This is a genomic window from Streptomyces sp. NPDC051563, from assembly GCF_044454225.1.
GTDB lineage: Bacteria > Actinomycetota > Actinomycetes > Streptomycetales > Streptomycetaceae > Streptomyces.
On record NZ_JBITDL010000019.1, the window covers coordinates 67,790 to 83,069 of the forward strand.

The 15,280-nt window shown below is 71.0% G+C and carries 10 protein-coding genes and 1 pseudogene; 8 read left to right on the forward strand and 3 right to left on the reverse strand.

Annotation, left to right across the window (positions count from 1 at the left end; all coding sequences use genetic code 11):
* Nucleotides 1-191 precede the first annotated feature (191 nt).
* From ACIA8F_RS23175 to ACIA8F_RS23205, 7 genes are all read left to right on the forward strand, one after another.
* Nucleotides 192-413 (forward strand): hypothetical protein, encoded by a 222-nt coding sequence (locus ACIA8F_RS23175; RefSeq protein ID WP_399381391.1) that lies wholly within the window; start codon nucleotides 192-194, stop codon nucleotides 411-413.
* A 104-nt stretch (nucleotides 414-517) separates the two neighbouring features.
* A complete protein-coding gene (locus ACIA8F_RS23180) occupies nucleotides 518-1,342 on the forward strand; it encodes a hypothetical protein (protein WP_399381393.1) in 825 nt (274 codons plus the stop codon).
* Between the two features lies 1 nt (nucleotide 1,343).
* A complete protein-coding gene (locus ACIA8F_RS23185) occupies nucleotides 1,344-3,257 on the forward strand; it encodes a fumarate reductase/succinate dehydrogenase flavoprotein subunit (protein ID WP_399381395.1) in 1,914 nt (637 codons plus the stop codon).
* Nucleotides 3,254-4,027: a succinate dehydrogenase/fumarate reductase iron-sulfur subunit gene (locus ACIA8F_RS23190; RefSeq protein ID WP_399381397.1), complete on the forward strand. Its 774-nt coding sequence runs from the start codon at nucleotides 3,254-3,256 to the stop codon at nucleotides 4,025-4,027. Before ACIA8F_RS23185 ends, ACIA8F_RS23190 begins: the two co-directional genes overlap by 4 nt.
* 84 nt (nucleotides 4,028-4,111) lie before the next feature.
* On the forward strand, nucleotides 4,112-7,336 hold the full coding sequence (locus tag ACIA8F_RS23195; RefSeq protein WP_399381399.1) for a protein kinase: 3,225 nt from the start codon (nucleotides 4,112-4,114) through the stop codon (nucleotides 7,334-7,336).
* A 141-nt stretch (nucleotides 7,337-7,477) separates the two neighbouring features.
* Complete coding sequence (locus tag ACIA8F_RS23200) at nucleotides 7,478-9,559, forward strand: TPM domain-containing protein (RefSeq protein ID WP_399381602.1); 2,082 nt, start codon at nucleotides 7,478-7,480, stop codon at nucleotides 9,557-9,559.
* A 51-nt stretch (nucleotides 9,560-9,610) separates the two neighbouring features.
* The gene (locus ACIA8F_RS23205; RefSeq protein ID WP_399381401.1) at nucleotides 9,611-10,330 is read left to right on the forward strand and encodes a PspA/IM30 family protein; all 720 of its coding nucleotides are present in this window, start codon (nucleotides 9,611-9,613) and stop codon (nucleotides 10,328-10,330) included.
* Nucleotides 10,331-10,918: 588 nt separating this feature from the next.
* On the opposite strand, the gene ACIA8F_RS23210 is transcribed toward ACIA8F_RS23205, so the two are convergent.
* On the reverse strand, nucleotides 10,919-11,230 hold the full coding sequence (locus ACIA8F_RS23210; RefSeq protein WP_399381619.1) for a hypothetical protein: 312 nt from the start codon (nucleotides 11,228-11,230) through the stop codon (nucleotides 10,919-10,921).
* Between ACIA8F_RS23210 and ACIA8F_RS23215 the strand changes: the two are divergent.
* Nucleotides 11,199-11,982, forward strand: a pseudogene (locus ACIA8F_RS23215) (tyrosine-type recombinase/integrase); the annotation flags it as partial. The gene ACIA8F_RS23210 and the pseudogene ACIA8F_RS23215 sit on opposite strands and share 32 nt — an antisense overlap.
* A 147-nt stretch (nucleotides 11,983-12,129) precedes the next feature.
* Here the strand turns inward: ACIA8F_RS23215 and ACIA8F_RS23220 are convergent.
* Nucleotides 12,130-12,360: a hypothetical protein gene (locus ACIA8F_RS23220; RefSeq protein ID WP_399381403.1), complete on the reverse strand. Its 231-nt coding sequence runs from the start codon at nucleotides 12,358-12,360 to the stop codon at nucleotides 12,130-12,132.
* Between the two features lie 52 nt (nucleotides 12,361-12,412).
* Nucleotides 12,413-15,217: a polymorphic toxin-type HINT domain-containing protein gene (locus ACIA8F_RS23225; RefSeq protein ID WP_399381405.1), complete on the reverse strand. Its 2,805-nt coding sequence runs from the start codon at nucleotides 15,215-15,217 to the stop codon at nucleotides 12,413-12,415.
* Nucleotides 15,218-15,280 lie beyond the last annotated feature (63 nt).

The window sequence follows — 15,280 nt, forward strand, 5'->3', positions numbered from 1 at the left end:
ACCAATCCGGCTTGCCTTCCGGGCGGGCGTTCCCCCGTAGGAGGGACGGAAGCGGGGGCGGGGAGGGGCGCACGTCCGAGACTGCGCGCCCGCAATCGCTGCACGTCCCTTCACAACGGGGGACGAGAGGCGCGACACTCGCAGGCGCACATGAGCGTTGCCACCGCACCCAGCGGAAGTGAGGGCAAATCATGTCCCTGCAAGACGATTTGACGGCCGTACGGCGCAATCTGAACGAGCTGGTCCGCTCGGTGGAGCAGCTGGAGCGCGACGTCGCGCGGCAGGCACCGCCCGCCTCCCGGGCTCCCGGCGGCGGCGCGATGGTCAGCGTTCCGGACACCCCGTACGACAGCGCGCTGTGGACGGACGCGGACGACGAAGGCCTCGGCGTCCGCGACCGCCGCGCCCCCTGACCCGGCTCTCCCGCACACCCCACCGCCCCACCGGACCCGGTCACCCGCAGCGACGGGCGGCCGGGCCTCCTGGGCACCCCTCATCACTCCACCCGGAGTCCCCCTTGGCCACAGGCACCCAACCATCCCCACAGCGGCCCGGCGGCGTCCACGACGCCTCGCGGGCCGCGATATCGGCCCGGCACCTGCGGACCGACCGGTGGTGGCTCTCGCCCGCCGGCACCGCGGCCGGGCTGTTCGCCTTCATCGTCTACTCGACGTGGCGGGCCTTCGCCAACGCCGACTACTACGCGGCGCCGTACGTCTCGCCCTTCTACTCCCCGTGCCTCGCGGAGAACTGCGCGGACATGCGGAGCGGCCCGAACCTCGACCTCTTCGGCAGCTGGTGGGGCCTGTCCCCCGCGCTGCTGATCCTGGTCTTCCCGCTCGGCTTCCGGCTGACCTGCTACTACTACCGCAAGGCCTACTACCGGGGCTTCTGGGCCTCGCCGCCCGCCTGCGCCGTCGCCGAGCCGCACGCCTCGTACAGCGGTGAGACCCGCTTCCCGCTGATCTTCCAGAACATGCACCGCTACTTCTTCTACGCGGCGCTGCCGGTCGCGGGCATCCTCACCTACGACACCGCGCTGACCTTCCGCGACGAGCACTACGCGTGGGGCCACATGGGCCTCGGCACCCTGCTGTTCCTCGTCAACATCGGGCTGATCTGGGCGTACACCCTGTCCTGCCACTCCTGCCGGCACATCATGGGCGGCCGCCTGAAGCACTTCTCCAAGCACCCGGTCCGCTACCGCCTGTGGGGCTGGATCAGCCGTCTCAACACCCGTCACATGCAGCTGGCGTGGGCCTCGCTGATCAGCGTGGCCCTGTGCGACTTCTACGTGTACCTGCTGGCCAGCGGCGCCTTCACCGACCCGAGGATCTTCTGAGATGGCTCAAGTGGAACGGCAGCAGTGGGACGTGGTCGTGGTCGGCGCGGGCGGCGCCGGGCTGCGGGCCGCGATCGAGGCGCGCGAGCGGGGCGCCCGTACCGCCGTGATCTGCAAATCCCTCTTCGGCAAGGCCCACACCGTGATGGCGGAGGGCGGGATCGCCGCCTCCATGGGCAACGTCAACGAGGGCGACAACTGGCAGGTCCACTTCCGCGACACGATGCGCGGCGGCAAGTTCCTGAACCAGTGGCGGATGGCGGAGCTGCACGCCAAGGAGGCACCGGACCGGGTCTGGGAGCTGGAGACCTGGGGCGCGCTCTTCGACCGGACGCCCGACGGGAAGATCTCGCAGCGCAACTTCGGCGGGCACGAGTACCCGCGGCTCGCGCACGTCGGCGACCGGACCGGGCTGGAGCTGATCCGCACCCTCCAGCAGAAGATCGTCCAGCTCCAGCAGGAGGACTTCAAGGAGTACGGGGACTACGAGGCCCGGCTCAAGGTCTTCCAGGAGTGCACGGTCACGAGGGTCCTGAAGGACGGTGAGCGGGTCTCGGGGACCTTCTGCTACGAGCGCGAGAGCGGCCGGTTCTTCGTCCTGGAGGCCCCCGCGGTGGTGCTGGCCACGGGCGGGATCGGGAAGTCCTTCAAGACCACCTCGAACTCGTGGGAGTACACGGGCGACGGCCACGCGCTGGCGCTGCTCGCCGGGGCTCCGCTGCTGAACATGGAGTTCGTGCAGTTCCACCCGACCGGCATGGTCTGGCCGCCCTCGGTGAAGGGGATCCTCGTCACCGAGTCGGTGCGCGGCGACGGCGGGGTGCTGCGCAACAGCGAGGGCAAGCGGTTCATGTTCGATTACATCCCGGACGTGTTCAAGGAGAAGTACGCGCAGTCCGAGGAGGAGGGCGACCGCTGGTACGAGGACCCGGACCACAACCGGCGCCCGCCCGAGCTGCTCCCCCGCGACGAGGTGGCCCGCGCCATCAACTCCGAGGTCAAGGCCGGGCGCGGGTCCCCGCACGGCGGGGTCTTCCTCGACGTGTCCACCCGGATGCCGGCCGAGAAGATCAAGCGGCGGCTGCCCTCGATGTACCACCAGTTCAAGGAGCTGGCGGACGTGGACATCACCGCCGAGGCGATGGAGGTCGGCCCGACCTGCCACTACGTCATGGGCGGCATCGCGGTCGAGTCCGACACGGCCGCCACCCTCGGGGTGCCCGGCCTGTTCGCCGCCGGTGAGGTCGCGGGCGGGATGCACGGTTCGAACCGGCTCGGCGGGAACTCCCTGTCCGACCTGCTGGTCTTCGGCCGCCGGGCCGGGCTGCACGCGGCCGGGTACGCGGCGCGGGAGGCCCCGGCCATCGGCGGGCGGCCCGAGGTGTCCCAGGCGCAGGTCGACGCGGCGGCCGCGGAGGCGCTCGCCCCGTTCCATGCCGCCGAGGGCGCGGAGAACCCGTACACCCTGCACCAGGAGCTCCAGACGGCCATGAACGACCTCGTCGGGATCATCCGCCGGGAGGGCGAGATGGCCGAGGCCCTGGAGAAGCTGGCGACCCTGCGGCTACGGGCCTCCCGGGCCGGGGTCGAGGGGCACCGGCAGTTCAACCCGGGCTGGCACCTGGCCCTGGACCTGCGCAACATGCTGCTGGTCAGCGAGTGCGTGGCCCGCGCGGCCCTGGAGCGCACCGAGAGCCGGGGCGGGCACACCCGTGAGGACTGCCCGGCGATGGAGCGTTCCTGGCGGCCGGTGAACCTGCTGTGCCGGCCGGTCGACCCGGCCCCCTCCGACCCGGCGGCGGACCGGATCGAGCTGACCCGCGTGCGCACCGACCCCATCCGACCGGACCTGCTCGCGCTCTTCGAGAAGGAAGAGCTGGTCAAGTACCTCGCCGAAGAGGAGCTCTACGAGTGAGTACCTACGATGCCGCGTTCCGGATCTGGCGGGGCGACGCGGAGGGCGGTGAGCTGCGCGACTTCACCGTGGAGGTGAACGACGGGGAGGTGGTCCTGGACATCGTGCACCGGCTCCAGGCCACCCAGGCCTCCGACCTCGCGGTGCGGTGGAACTGCAAGGCGGGCAAGTGCGGTTCATGCAGCGCCGAGGTCAACGGGCGGCCGCGGCTGATGTGCATGACGCGGATGTCGACCTTCTCCCGCGAGGAGACGATCACCGTGACCCCGCTGCGGGCCTTCCCGGTCGTCCGCGACCTGGTGACGGACGTGTCCTTCAACTACCAGAAGGCGCGGGAAGTACCCGCCTTCGTGCCGCCCGCCGGGGTGGCGCCGGGCGAGTACCGGATGCAGCAGATCGACGTGGAGCGCTCGCAGGAGTTCCGCAAGTGCATCGAGTGCTTCCTGTGCCAGGACACCTGCCACGTGGTGCGCGACCACGAGGAGAACAAGGCGGCCTTCGCCGGTCCGCGCTTCCTTATGCGGGTGGCGGAGCTGGACATGCACCCGCTGGACGCGGCGGCCGAGGCGGGCCTGGACCGCAAGCGCACGGCGCAGGAGGAGCACGGGCTCGGCTACTGCAACATCACCAAGTGCTGCACGGAGGTCTGCCCGGAGGGCATCAAGATCACCGACAACGCCCTGATCCCGCTGAAGGAACGGGCCGTGGACCGCAAGTACGACCCGCTGGTGTGGCTGGGGAACAAGATCGGGCGTCGCTCCGGTCAATAGCCGCCCCCAATCGTTCACTCGGCAGGACAGAATGCCCCCTGAGCAACGTCGTCGACATGACCTCAGGGGGCATTCGCGGTGCGGGTGGGGGATCAGCTGGCGGACCGGTACCGCCTCGAACAGCGGCTCGGCCAGGGCGGCATGGGCGAGGTGTGGCGGGCGCAGGACACGGCGCTGGAGCGGGCCGTGGCGGTGAAGGTGCTGCTGGAGGCGGCCACCAACGACGAGCTCGTCGCCCGCTTCCGGCGCGAGGCCACCATCGGGGCCCGGCTCCAGCACCCCGGCATCACCGTGGTGCACGACGTGGGCCAGGAGGACGGACGGCTCTTCATCGTGATGGAGCTGCTGGCGGGCGAGGACCTGCGCACGGCGCTGCTGCGGGCTCCGGGCGGGATGCCGGTGGCGGCCGCCCTGGACCTCGCCGCGCAGACCGCCGAGGCGCTGGCCGCCGCCCATGAACGCGCGGTGATCCACCGGGACTTGAAGCCGGCCAACCTCTTCCTGCTGCCCGGGGGCCGGCTGAAGATCTGCGACTTCGGCATCGCGCACTCCTCGGACGCCACCGCCGGCTGGACGGTGACCGGCCGGATCTTCGGCAGCCCGCCGTACATGGCCCCCGAGCAGTGGCGGGGCGAGCGGGTGGACGCCCGGTGCGATCTGTACGCGCTGGGGGGCGTGCTGTACGCCCTGCTGAGCGGGGAGGCGCCCTTCGGGGAGGCCGAGAGCCCCTACGTCCTGATGCGCCGGCACATCGAGGACGCGCCGCTCCCGCTGCGCACGGCCGGCGCCCCGGTCGCGCCGGAGGTGGAGCGGCTGGTGCGGCAGCTGCTGGCCAAGGACCCGGCGGACCGGCCGGAGTCGGCGGCCGTGGTGGCGAAGGAGCTGCGGGGGCTGCTGGGCGGCTCGTCGGCGGCGGCTACGGCGGCGGCCACGACGGCGGCCCCGGAGCCGGCCCCCGACGGGACGGCCGCGGCGGCGCCGGGGGACGGTGGCCGCGGCGGAGCCGGGGGCGGGACTGGGGGCGGGGGCGGGGGCGGAGCCGCGGGCGGGTCCGCGGCCGCGCCCGAAGACGGGGTCGTGGACGAGCCGGTCGCCCGGGACCGGGGACCGGTGGTGCCCGGCGTGGGGCAGCAGTTCCTGCGGGACCTGCTGACCGAGGTCGAGGACACCCTCCTGCTGCTGCCGGCCGACAGCGAGTCCCGCATCGAGATCCTGGGCACGGCCGCCGACACCGCGGCCCGCTTCGACGCGGATCTGGCCCGCCGCCTGCTGCGCGACGCCGAGGCGGCGGCCTGGACCGCGGGCCGCCACGACGGTGCGCGGGTGGCCCGGCATCTGCTCCGGCTGGCCGGGAGCACCGCCGCGCACGCCCCGGCCCGGTCCCACCGGCTGCTGACGGACGCGCACCAGGCGCTGTTCACGGTGCCCGACCCCGATCGGGCGGGCCTGCTGCGGGAGGTGGCCGGGAAGTTGCTCAAGGTCGACCCCGAGCAGGCTCGCCAGATCTCCGAGCACCACCTCGGTAACAAGCCCGAGGACAGACCCCTGATCGACCGGATCCAGAAGGCGGCGATCGCCTCCGACCCCGAATGGGCCCGGCTGTACCTGGACTTCATCACCGACCCCGGCCAGCGGGCGGCCGAGACGTACGAAATGGTCGTGGCCATGGGGGTGCGGGACCTGCCCGCGGCCCTGAAACTCTCCGAGCGGATCGGCGACGCGGTGGCCCGGCTGCTGGTCCTGTGCCAGCTGGCGGAGGACCTCGCCGCGGCCAAGGACCACGAGAGCGCGGCGCGCGTGCTGGAGCAGGCCGGGGCGGCGCTGCCCCCGGCCCTGTCCGAGCGGGCCTCCTGGCTGCGGGAGGAGGCCGACCGGCACGCCGCGAGCGGGCGGGACGTAGACGCCGAGCGGCTGCGCGGCCGAGCGGCCGCCCTGCTGCGGGGCCGGCTGGAGGCGGCCGCCGACGAGAAGGCGAGCCATTGTGCGGCCGCCCTGGCCGGCGCCCGGGAGCGGGTCGTGGCGCCCGCCCCGGCGCAGCAGGACCTGGGCCGCGCCGCGGAACGGGCCCGCCGGGCCCGGAGCCTGCCCGACGCCGCCGAGCGGGCCGGCGAGCTGCTCGCCGCCGCGTGGACGTACGCGGCCGGGGGCGGCGCGCCCTGGCTGACAGCGGTGGCCGCCGACCCGGGTACCCCGCTGTCGCCCGGGACGACGGTCGTCTTCGCACCGGCCGGGACCGGCTACCGCAGTCCCGCGCCGGGCAAGCTCGCCTGGTCCGGGGGCGCGATGGCGGACGAACTGCACGCGGCCGGCGGACACCTCGTACGGCGGTCGGGAACCGAGGTGGCCTTCCTGAACCCGGAGACGGGCACGCTCCACTGGACGGCCCGTGCCGACGAGGGGGTGAGCGGGGCGCCCCGGCTTCCGGGGCAGCGGCGGATGCGGATCTCCTGCGTCGCCGACGCCGCCACCGTCTACGTCGAGGTGTCGCGCACCGACGAGCCCGGGGTCCGGCTGGTGGCCCGGGAGCCGGAGAACGGCCGGGTGCGCTGGTGGCGGGACCTGCCGGAGCGCCGGCCCCTGCACAACCTCGGCCCGGTGCTGCTGCACGGGGCGCCGGGCGATCTCACCGCTCTGGAGGCGGCGACCGGCGACGTGCTGTGGCGGCGTTCCCTCCCGGACCCCGCCGCCGGGTCACCGGCGGCGGCGGGCGACTGCCTGCTCCTGAAGGACTCCCGGCTGCTCCAAGCACTGCACCTGCCGACCGGCCGTGCGGTGTGGTCGTGGTCCGTGGATTCGCCCGCGAAGCACACGGTGTACGGGGAGCAGGACCTCGGGGACGGCCCGGTCCACTTCCTGGACGGCCCCTTCCTCATCGCCCTGCGCCGGAGCACCGGCCGGCATCTGTGGCGGTTCGACGTGGGCCACGCCGCGGAAGGGCCGCTGATCGAGGCGGGCACGGTGTACGTGGCCGCGTACGATCCGGGCCTGGGCGGGGACCGGGTCGTCGCACTCGACGCCGGGACCGGGGCGCTGCGCTGGCAGCGCACGCTGACCCGGCACCGGGGTCCGCAGTGCGCGCTGCGATTCCTCGGCCTGCGGGCGGGCGCCCTGTACGTCGACGTCCGGAGCGCCGGCCGCCGCAGCCGGTTCGGCCGTACGACGGATCCGTACGTCGGCGCGCTGGACACGGGGACGGGCATGACGCAGCGCATGTGGGAGCACCCGGCCTCCTCCGACGGTGAGACCCTGCTGGTCGGCGAGCGCCTCGTACTGTCCTGGCCCACCCTCTCGGCGTACGCCCTGCCGTAGCCGCCGGACCCCGCACCCGGGGCCGGGCGGCTCCGGGTGCGGGGGCACTGAACCACCCATACCCTCCGAAATGTGACTCCGCCGAAGAGCAGGACGAAGAAGCGCGCGAAGAGGCGCACGAGGAAGCGCACCACCCCCGGGATACCCGCCCGGACCGGCCTCGCCCTCGCCGCCGGGCTGCTCGCGGCCACCGGCTGGGCGGCGGTCACCGCCCCGGCCGCCCGGGCCGACGATCCCGTCACCCTGTCGCAGCAGGGGCAGATCACCGACCGGGTGGGCGCCCTGGGCGACCGCAGGCCGGAGGTCACCGCCGCGCTGGACAAGCTGTACGCCGACCGCAAGGTCCAGCTGTTCGTCACGTACGTGCGCGACTTCTCCGGCCGGTCCGCGCAGAGCTGGGCCGATGCCACCGCCCAGAAGAACGGCCTCGGGCAGAACGACGTCCTGCTGGCCGTCGCCACCGGGGCCCGGCAGTACGCGTATTCGGCCGATGTCGACTCCGGATTCACCAAGGAGCAGCTCGCGGCGGTCGCGCAGACCGCCATCGAGCCGGCCCTCAAGCAGAACGACTGGGCGGGCGCCGCGATCGGCGCCGCCAACGGCTACGACGCGGTCCTGGGCGGACTGCCCGTGCCGGTGCCGGCCGTCGTGCCCGGCGAGGCCGACCCCGGAGGCGCCGGGGCGAGCGGCGAGAGCGGTGCCGGGGACTTCGTGCTCCCGGTGGTCGCGGTCGGCGCGGCCGGCGCCCTCGGGGCGTACGCGTACACCCGCCGCAAGCGCAGGCAGGCGGGCGGCGGCAGCAGCGGCGCACGGACCACCGGCTGGTCCGGGCAGGGGCCCGCACCCGTTCCGCTGCCGGAGCTGGACGCCAGGGCCAAGGCCCTGCTGGTGGAGACCGACGACGCGATCCGCACCAGCACCGAGGAACTCGGCTTCGCCACCGCCCAGTTCGGCGAGGAGGCGGTGGCGGCCTTCACGCAGGCGGTGGAGTTCGGGAAGGGCGAGCTGACGGCCGCGTTCCGGCTGCGCCAGCAGCTCGACGACGCCTACCCGGAGGACGACGCCACCCGGCGCCGGATGCTCGACGAGATCGTGGCCCGCTGTACGGAGGCGAGCCGGCGGCTCGACGCCGAGACGGCGGACTTCGACCGGCTGCGGGACCTGGAGAAGAACGCCCCGCAGGCGCTCGCGACCGTCGAGGCCCACTTCCGCGCCCTGACGGGCCGTACGACCACGGCGGTGGCGACCCTCACGGCGCTCGCCCGCCAGTACGCGGACTCCGCGGCGGCGCCGGTGGCCGCCAACCCCGAACAGGCAAAGGACCGGCTGCTGTTCGCGACGACCAGCCTCGGCGAAGCCCGGGCCGCCATCGACTCCGGCGACAACGGCAAGGCCGCCGTGCACGTCCGGGCGGCCGAGGGCGCCGTGGACCAGGCGGCCACCCTGGTCGACGCGGTGGAGCGGCGGGCGCAGGAGCTGGCGGAGGCGGCCGGGAAGCTGCCGGGCGCGCTGGGCGAGACGGACACGGACCTGGCCGATGCGCGCGGGCTGCTGACCGGCACCACCGAGGGCTCGACCGGCGATCTGCGCGGCCGCATCAGCCGGGCGGAGGCCGTACTGGCCGACGTACGGCAGGAGCAGAGCGCCGGCCGGTACGACCCGATGGACGCGCTGCGCCGCGTGGAGGAGGCCGACGCGGCCCTCGACGAGGCGCTGGCCGGGGCCCGCGAACGGGAGTCGGGCCGGCAGCGGGCCGCGGCCCTGCTCGACCAGGCCCTGCTCACCGCGCGCAGCGCGATCGGCGCGGCCACGGACTACATCACCACCAGCCGGGGTGCGATCGGCAGTCAGGCCCGGACCCGGCTGGCGGAGGCCCAGCGCCACCTGGAGCGGTCCACGTCCCTGGCGGGCCCCGACCCGGCGGGCGCACTCTCCGAGGCCCAGCAGGCGGAGTCCCTCGCGCGCCAGGCGCAGCAGCTGGCCGAACAGGACGTACGGGGCTACCAGAACCCGTACGGCGGTGGCCGACAGCAGGGCGGCGGCATGGGCGGCGCGGTGCTCGGCGGGATCATCCTCGGCGAGATCCTGGGCGGCGGCCGCGGCGGGGGCGGGGGCGGTGGCTTCGGCGGCGGTTTCGGCGGAGGCGGGGGCGGCGGCCGCGGACCCGGCTCCTTCGGCGGCGGCGGCACCCGCGGCCGCATGGGCGGCGGCGGCCGCTTCTGACACGCACGTACCCCCTCCCTCTCCCCCTCCCCTCCCAAGGAGAAAGACCACATGAGCAAGCAGAGCATCCTCGGCCGAGTCACCCAGCTGGCCAAGGCAAACATCAACTCCCTGCTGGACCAGGCGGAAGACCCGCAGAAGATGCTGGACCAGCTCATCCGCGACTACACGAACAACATCTCCGAGGCGGAGCAGGCCGTCGCCACCACCATCGGCAACCTGCGGATGCTGGAGGCGGACCACAAGGAGGACGTGGACGCGGCCGCGGAGTGGGGCGGCAAGGCCCTCGCGGCGAGCAAGAAGGCCGACGAACTGCGCGCCTCCGGATCCACCGCAGACGCCGACAAGTTCGACAACCTCGCGAAGGTCGCCCTCGGCCGCCAGCTGCAGTCGGAGAAGGAGGCGAAGACGGCCGCGCCGACGATCGCCGCCCAGACCGAGGTGGTCGACAAGCTGAAGTCGGGCCTGGACTCGATGAAGACCAAGCTGACGGAGCTGACGGCGAAGCGCGACGAGCTGGTCTCCCGGGCCAAGACCGCGCAGGCCCAGAACACGATGATGGACGCGGTCAAGAACATCGACGTACTGGACCCGACCAGCGACATCGGCCGCTTCGAGGAAAAGGTCCGCCGCGAGGAGGCCATGGCCCTGGGCAAACAGGAACTGGCCGCCTCCTCCCTGGACGCCCAGTTCGAGTCCCTGGACGACCTCGGCAAAACCTCGGAAATCGAAGCCCGCCTGGCCGCCCTGAAGTCCGGCAAGGCGGCCTGACGGCCACCCCTTCCCAACAGCCCGCGGCGCTCAGGTCCCGAAAGAGGCAACCTGAGCGCCGCGCGCGCTGCTGGGGAGCAGGATGCCGTTACGGTCAGCGCCACGGTAGGCCGGTACGGCGAGCCAACCGGAGACTATTTGGCAGACACCCGCCCAGGAGCCGTGGTAACGCACTGCCTGTTCACACTGAGAAGCCGGTCAAGGCCGAGCCCTGGCAGGCTCGGAGCCCCGGCGGGAGGGGCCCCTCGTCGGTCGGGCAGCTTCGCCGTACCAGGGTTCTCCGGGGACCGCCATGGCCAACGCTGTGACGCTTACGCTCGGCCCAGGCGGCCTCCGGGCGTTCCTGGTACACCTCCGGTGACCGGCCGGCTAGGTTCCCCTCCCGCGCTCCGCGACCACTCACCACGACGAACTCGCCCCCGAACTGGGGCCTCCCGCCCCTCGGAGAGAGGGCCGGAGCTTGGGTAGAGCCCCAGAACAGTGCCTGCTGGTGGCGTTGCGCGCCCGCGCCGGCCGGGCGGAGAAAGGAACGGGCGGCGACCCCGAGGGGCCGGAGCGCGCGCGGGCCGCGGCAGCGGTCCACCTTGATCAAGTAGAGAAACTCTGAACAGCTTCCCCTGCTGCCCACCTGGCCAAAATGTCCGGCTGGCTGTCAGGGCACTGTTGCCATCGCTTCTTCGATTCGGCCAGGGCGGTTTCCAGCTTCTCGCGGGGCGAGGGGCCTGAGTCGGCGTCGTCGTCATGGTGTGGCGGCGGGAACACGCCGCGGCGGCTCGTCTCGCGTTTGATCTTCCGGCGCTCGTTGAAGATCCGCTGGTGTTCCTCACGGATTGTGAGCCATCGCTGGTCGAGTTCCGCTTCCCGTGCCCGACGCTGCGCCGTCCGAGCGTGCTGCTCCAAGCGGCTGTCTCCGCTGACGCTGACCTACATCCACTCCGTCCTCAAGTCCGCCCCGGAGCACGCCGTGCGCGAGGAGGAGATCCCGCGCAACGTCGCCCGCAACGTCCGCACCGGCGCATCCCGACCCCGACGCTTCGAACCCCTCACCGCCACCGAGGCCCGCCAGTTCCTCATCGCCGCACAGGGTCACCGGCTGCACCACCCTGTTCGAGCTCGCCCTCCATACCGGACTCCGCAAGGGCGAACTCCTCGGACTTCGCTGGGAAGACCTCGACCTCGACGCGGGCACCGCCGCAATCCGCCGAACCTTGCAACGCACCAACGCAGGCGGGCTCACCACGCTGCCCACCAAGACGCGGGCCTCCGAGCGCCGTATCGCCTTTCCCGCCCGCTGCGTCCAGTCGCTGAAACTCCACCACGATCAGCAGCAGCGCGAGCGCGAGGTAACAGGCACCACGTGGCAGCACAACGGGCACGTATTCACCACCGCGCAGGGCAGACCGATCGACCCCACTAACCTCACCCGCACCTTCACCACGCTCCTCCGCAAGGCCGGCCTCCGCCGCATCCGCTTCCACGACCTCCGCCATTCGACCGCCGCTCTGCCCCTGGAGGAGGGGGTCGAACTCATCGTGATCAAGGAACTCCTCGGCCACGCCCACATCGGCGTCACCGCCACCGTCTACGCCCACGTCCGGCTCCGCCTCCAGCACGATGCCATCGACCTCCTCAGCCCCGCCCTCGACCACCCCTGGCACACGGCACGGCAACGGCGGCGAACACCCCTGGTGTTCGCCGCCGTTGCCGTCAACTACTGCCGTCAGACACGACTGAAGCCCCATCAGTCACAACGATGGGGCTTCAGATTTGCCGTCATAGCCAAGTGGAGCCGCTAGGTGTCAGCCCTGCGCGTCGCCCATCAACCCGTCAGCAATGCGACGAGCCGTGTCATCCGCGACCTCACTCCACACCACCAAGCCCATGGAATCAAATTCCTCCAAGAGTGCCTGCCGAATTTCTTCCATCGAGCGTCCACCATGGGTCCGATGGATATTCGCAACAGCGCGTTCAAATTTCTTCAAGTGCTCTTGAACGCCCGGAATGTCCTTGTCGTACTCTGCGGGGTCCACCACTCACACGTCACCGCCAATCATTCTCGCAGCTCGCAGCCATCCACTACGACTATAGGTTCCTGCGATAGACTTGCTGCAGGTATGGCATCGCTCCTGGTCCGAAGATGTGCTCAAACCTCCCGCTCACCTCATCGGTGACCCGGGTCGTTATATGTCCCTCTGCGGTCAATCGGTCGTACGTGCATTTACACATACGGAAGATGAGAATCGCCGGGCGGTCACCGGTAGCCGTACGGCTTCCGCCAAACGTTGCAGCGGCGCTCAGGGTATCCAAGTCGCCAGGGCTCACCCGATAAGTGAACAGGTTGCCGGGCTGCCCCACACCCCCACCGTGGGAATTCCCGCGGGCAGCATCGCCGCTCAGTCCATTGGCCTCGATGCTATCGGCATGAGTTGAGCTCGTCCCATGCACGAAGTCCATAGACTCGTTGCAATTGTGAACGAGTACTGGGGTGGCGCCTGCGAGCACATAATACGTGTGGACGTCAGAGATCGTCAGGTCGTGGGTGCGCTGGCGCTTGGTGTACTTGTTTAGGGCGGTGATCTCTACGTGCTTGCCTGCGCTGGTGCGCAGGGTCGTGCCCACCTGGAGGTCGCCGGCGTTGACCCATTCGGCGAGTTCCGGAACCCAGAAGGGGTGGGTGTCCGTGGCGACGATGACGGCCGGGCCGTCTTCGGCGGCCACGGTGAGTTCGGTGAAGTCCTTGTCGTCCTCGGTGCGAATGGTTTCGAGAACGGTCTTCTTGTAACTTTCACCGGTCTGCGGGTCGGTGGCGAATACCACGTCCCCGACCTCGATGTCCTGGATTTCCTTGCGGGAACCGTCCGCCATGAGGACTTCGGTGCCCGGCAAGAAGGAGTGGCACAGCTTCTTAGCGTTCTTCAAGAACGACTTGCCGACGCCACCGAAGACAAGGGTGGCCATTTCGACCAGGCCTTCGCCGTCTTCGTAGGCCGGGTCGGAGGTGTCGACCCCCAACTCCTCCATCAGGCTGTCGTATCCGCCTCCCGCGGTCAATCCGAAGCGTGTGAGCGGGTTGAAGAAGTCGAGCGAGGAGGCGAAGTAGCGACCCATCCCGGGGATCGTGTTACGGCTGAATTTCAGCTTGCGCGGCGTCATGTCGTACCAGTCGCCGTAGCCTATGCCGCCGTAGACCTTGTCCTTCTTGCCCTTCTTGCTCTGGGTTATCCATGACGACCACTTCCAGCCGCCGTTGCCCTTGTACTCCCAGCTCTCGTGATAGTCGGTCGTCGCCCCGCTGCGGTCATTGTCGGATGCGCACCTGCTGGTGTTTCCGCCGCAGACTCCATCAGGTCGCAGGCCCGACGGGTCCGAGAGACTGACGGGGTTGTTGTTCGAGTACGTGTATCCGTGGAGCTGCTGGGCGTCGGACAGGTCCATGATCGGGTCCACCGAGATGAAGCGGCCGATCGTGGGGTCGTACTCGCGGGCGCCGAGATGGGTGAGGCCTGTTTCCGTGTCCTTCGTTCCGCCTACGAAGCCTTTTTCGCCTGCCCAGTTGGCCGGCTGGGTTCCGCGGTCGTCGCCGAAGATTCCGGTCTTGCGTCGCGTCACCGTCTGCGCGGCATCGGCGGTCACCTGCGTGGTGCTGGTGTTGTGGTGGTCGGCGACAGTGAAGGTGAGCTTGCCGCCGGTGCGCATGGCGACACCGCCGTAGTAGCGGGTGCCGGTGATCTTGCCGGCCTTGTCGAGCTTGAGCTCGTTACCGGCGGGGAGGTAGAGGGTTGTTCCCGTCGAGTCCTTGCGCAGGAGTCGCTGGCCGCCGCTGTCGTAGAGGTAGGAGCTGGTGGACGTCCCCTGCTTGACCGTCTTGAGGTGGCCTTCGGCGTCCCAGTCGAGGTACTGGGTTTCGCCCGTGCCGCTCTTGCGGGTCTTCGTGTTGCCCAGAGCGTCGTAGGTGAAGGTCTCGTCGTGCGGGTCGGTGCCGGTCTGGGTGACCTTCGGCAGGTCGTGCTTGCCGGCAGTCGGGGTCGCGTAGGTGCGGATGGTGTCGGCCGTGGGGCCGGAAGCCGTCTTGTGCTGGGTCTCCGTCTTGCGGTTGCCGACCGCGTCGTAGGTGTACGTGGTCCAGTACTGGTCCGTGCCGCCGAGGGCCGTGGCCGACGGCGAGGCCGCGCAGGTCTCGCCCTTGTTGGTCCACGCCTGGGTGATGCGGCGCAGTGCGTCGAGGTCGACGCACTGGGTGTCGGTGGTGCGGAGGGCGTCCTGGCCGTACGCCGTGGCGATCGAGGTCAGGTTGCCCGCGGGGTCGTTCGTGTACTTGGTGTCCTCGATCCGCTGGGGTGCGACGTCACGGTCCGTGTACACGCGGCTGAGCGCGCCTGTGTGCTCGTCGTACTCCGTGGACCGGTACAGGCGCTGTCCGGCCGAGCCCAGCTCCTGACGGATGGCGCGCCCGTAGTGGTCGTACGTCATCGCCGTGACAAGGCGGCTGTTGCCCGCGGCCATGCTGTTCAGCAGGCCGGAGACCGTCTTGTACGTGCTGCCGACCGTTTCGGCCGGGAGGTCGCCCAGGGCGGGCTGCTTGGTCGTCAGGACCTGGCCGCTGATGTTGTAGCTGTTTGTCCAGCTGTACGTGCCCGCCAAGGACCCCGTGTCGGGGGTGGACGGGATGGTCATCTCAGTGGTGAGGGGCTGGTAGAGGTCGTTGTAGGTGAGGATCTCCGACTCGTAGGCCTTGCCTCCCACGTACCGGGTGGACTTCGTCGGCTGGCCCTTGGCGACCGTGTCGTAGACCTGGGCGGTCAGGACCGTCGAGCCCTGCTTGGTGCTGACCACGCGGCCGAGGGCGTCGTAGTCGGTGTGCAGGGTGACACCAGTGGCGTCCGTCACGTCCGTGACGCGGTCGCCCTGGTCATAGGCCGTCTTGGTCAGGCCCCTGTCCGGGTCGTCCGT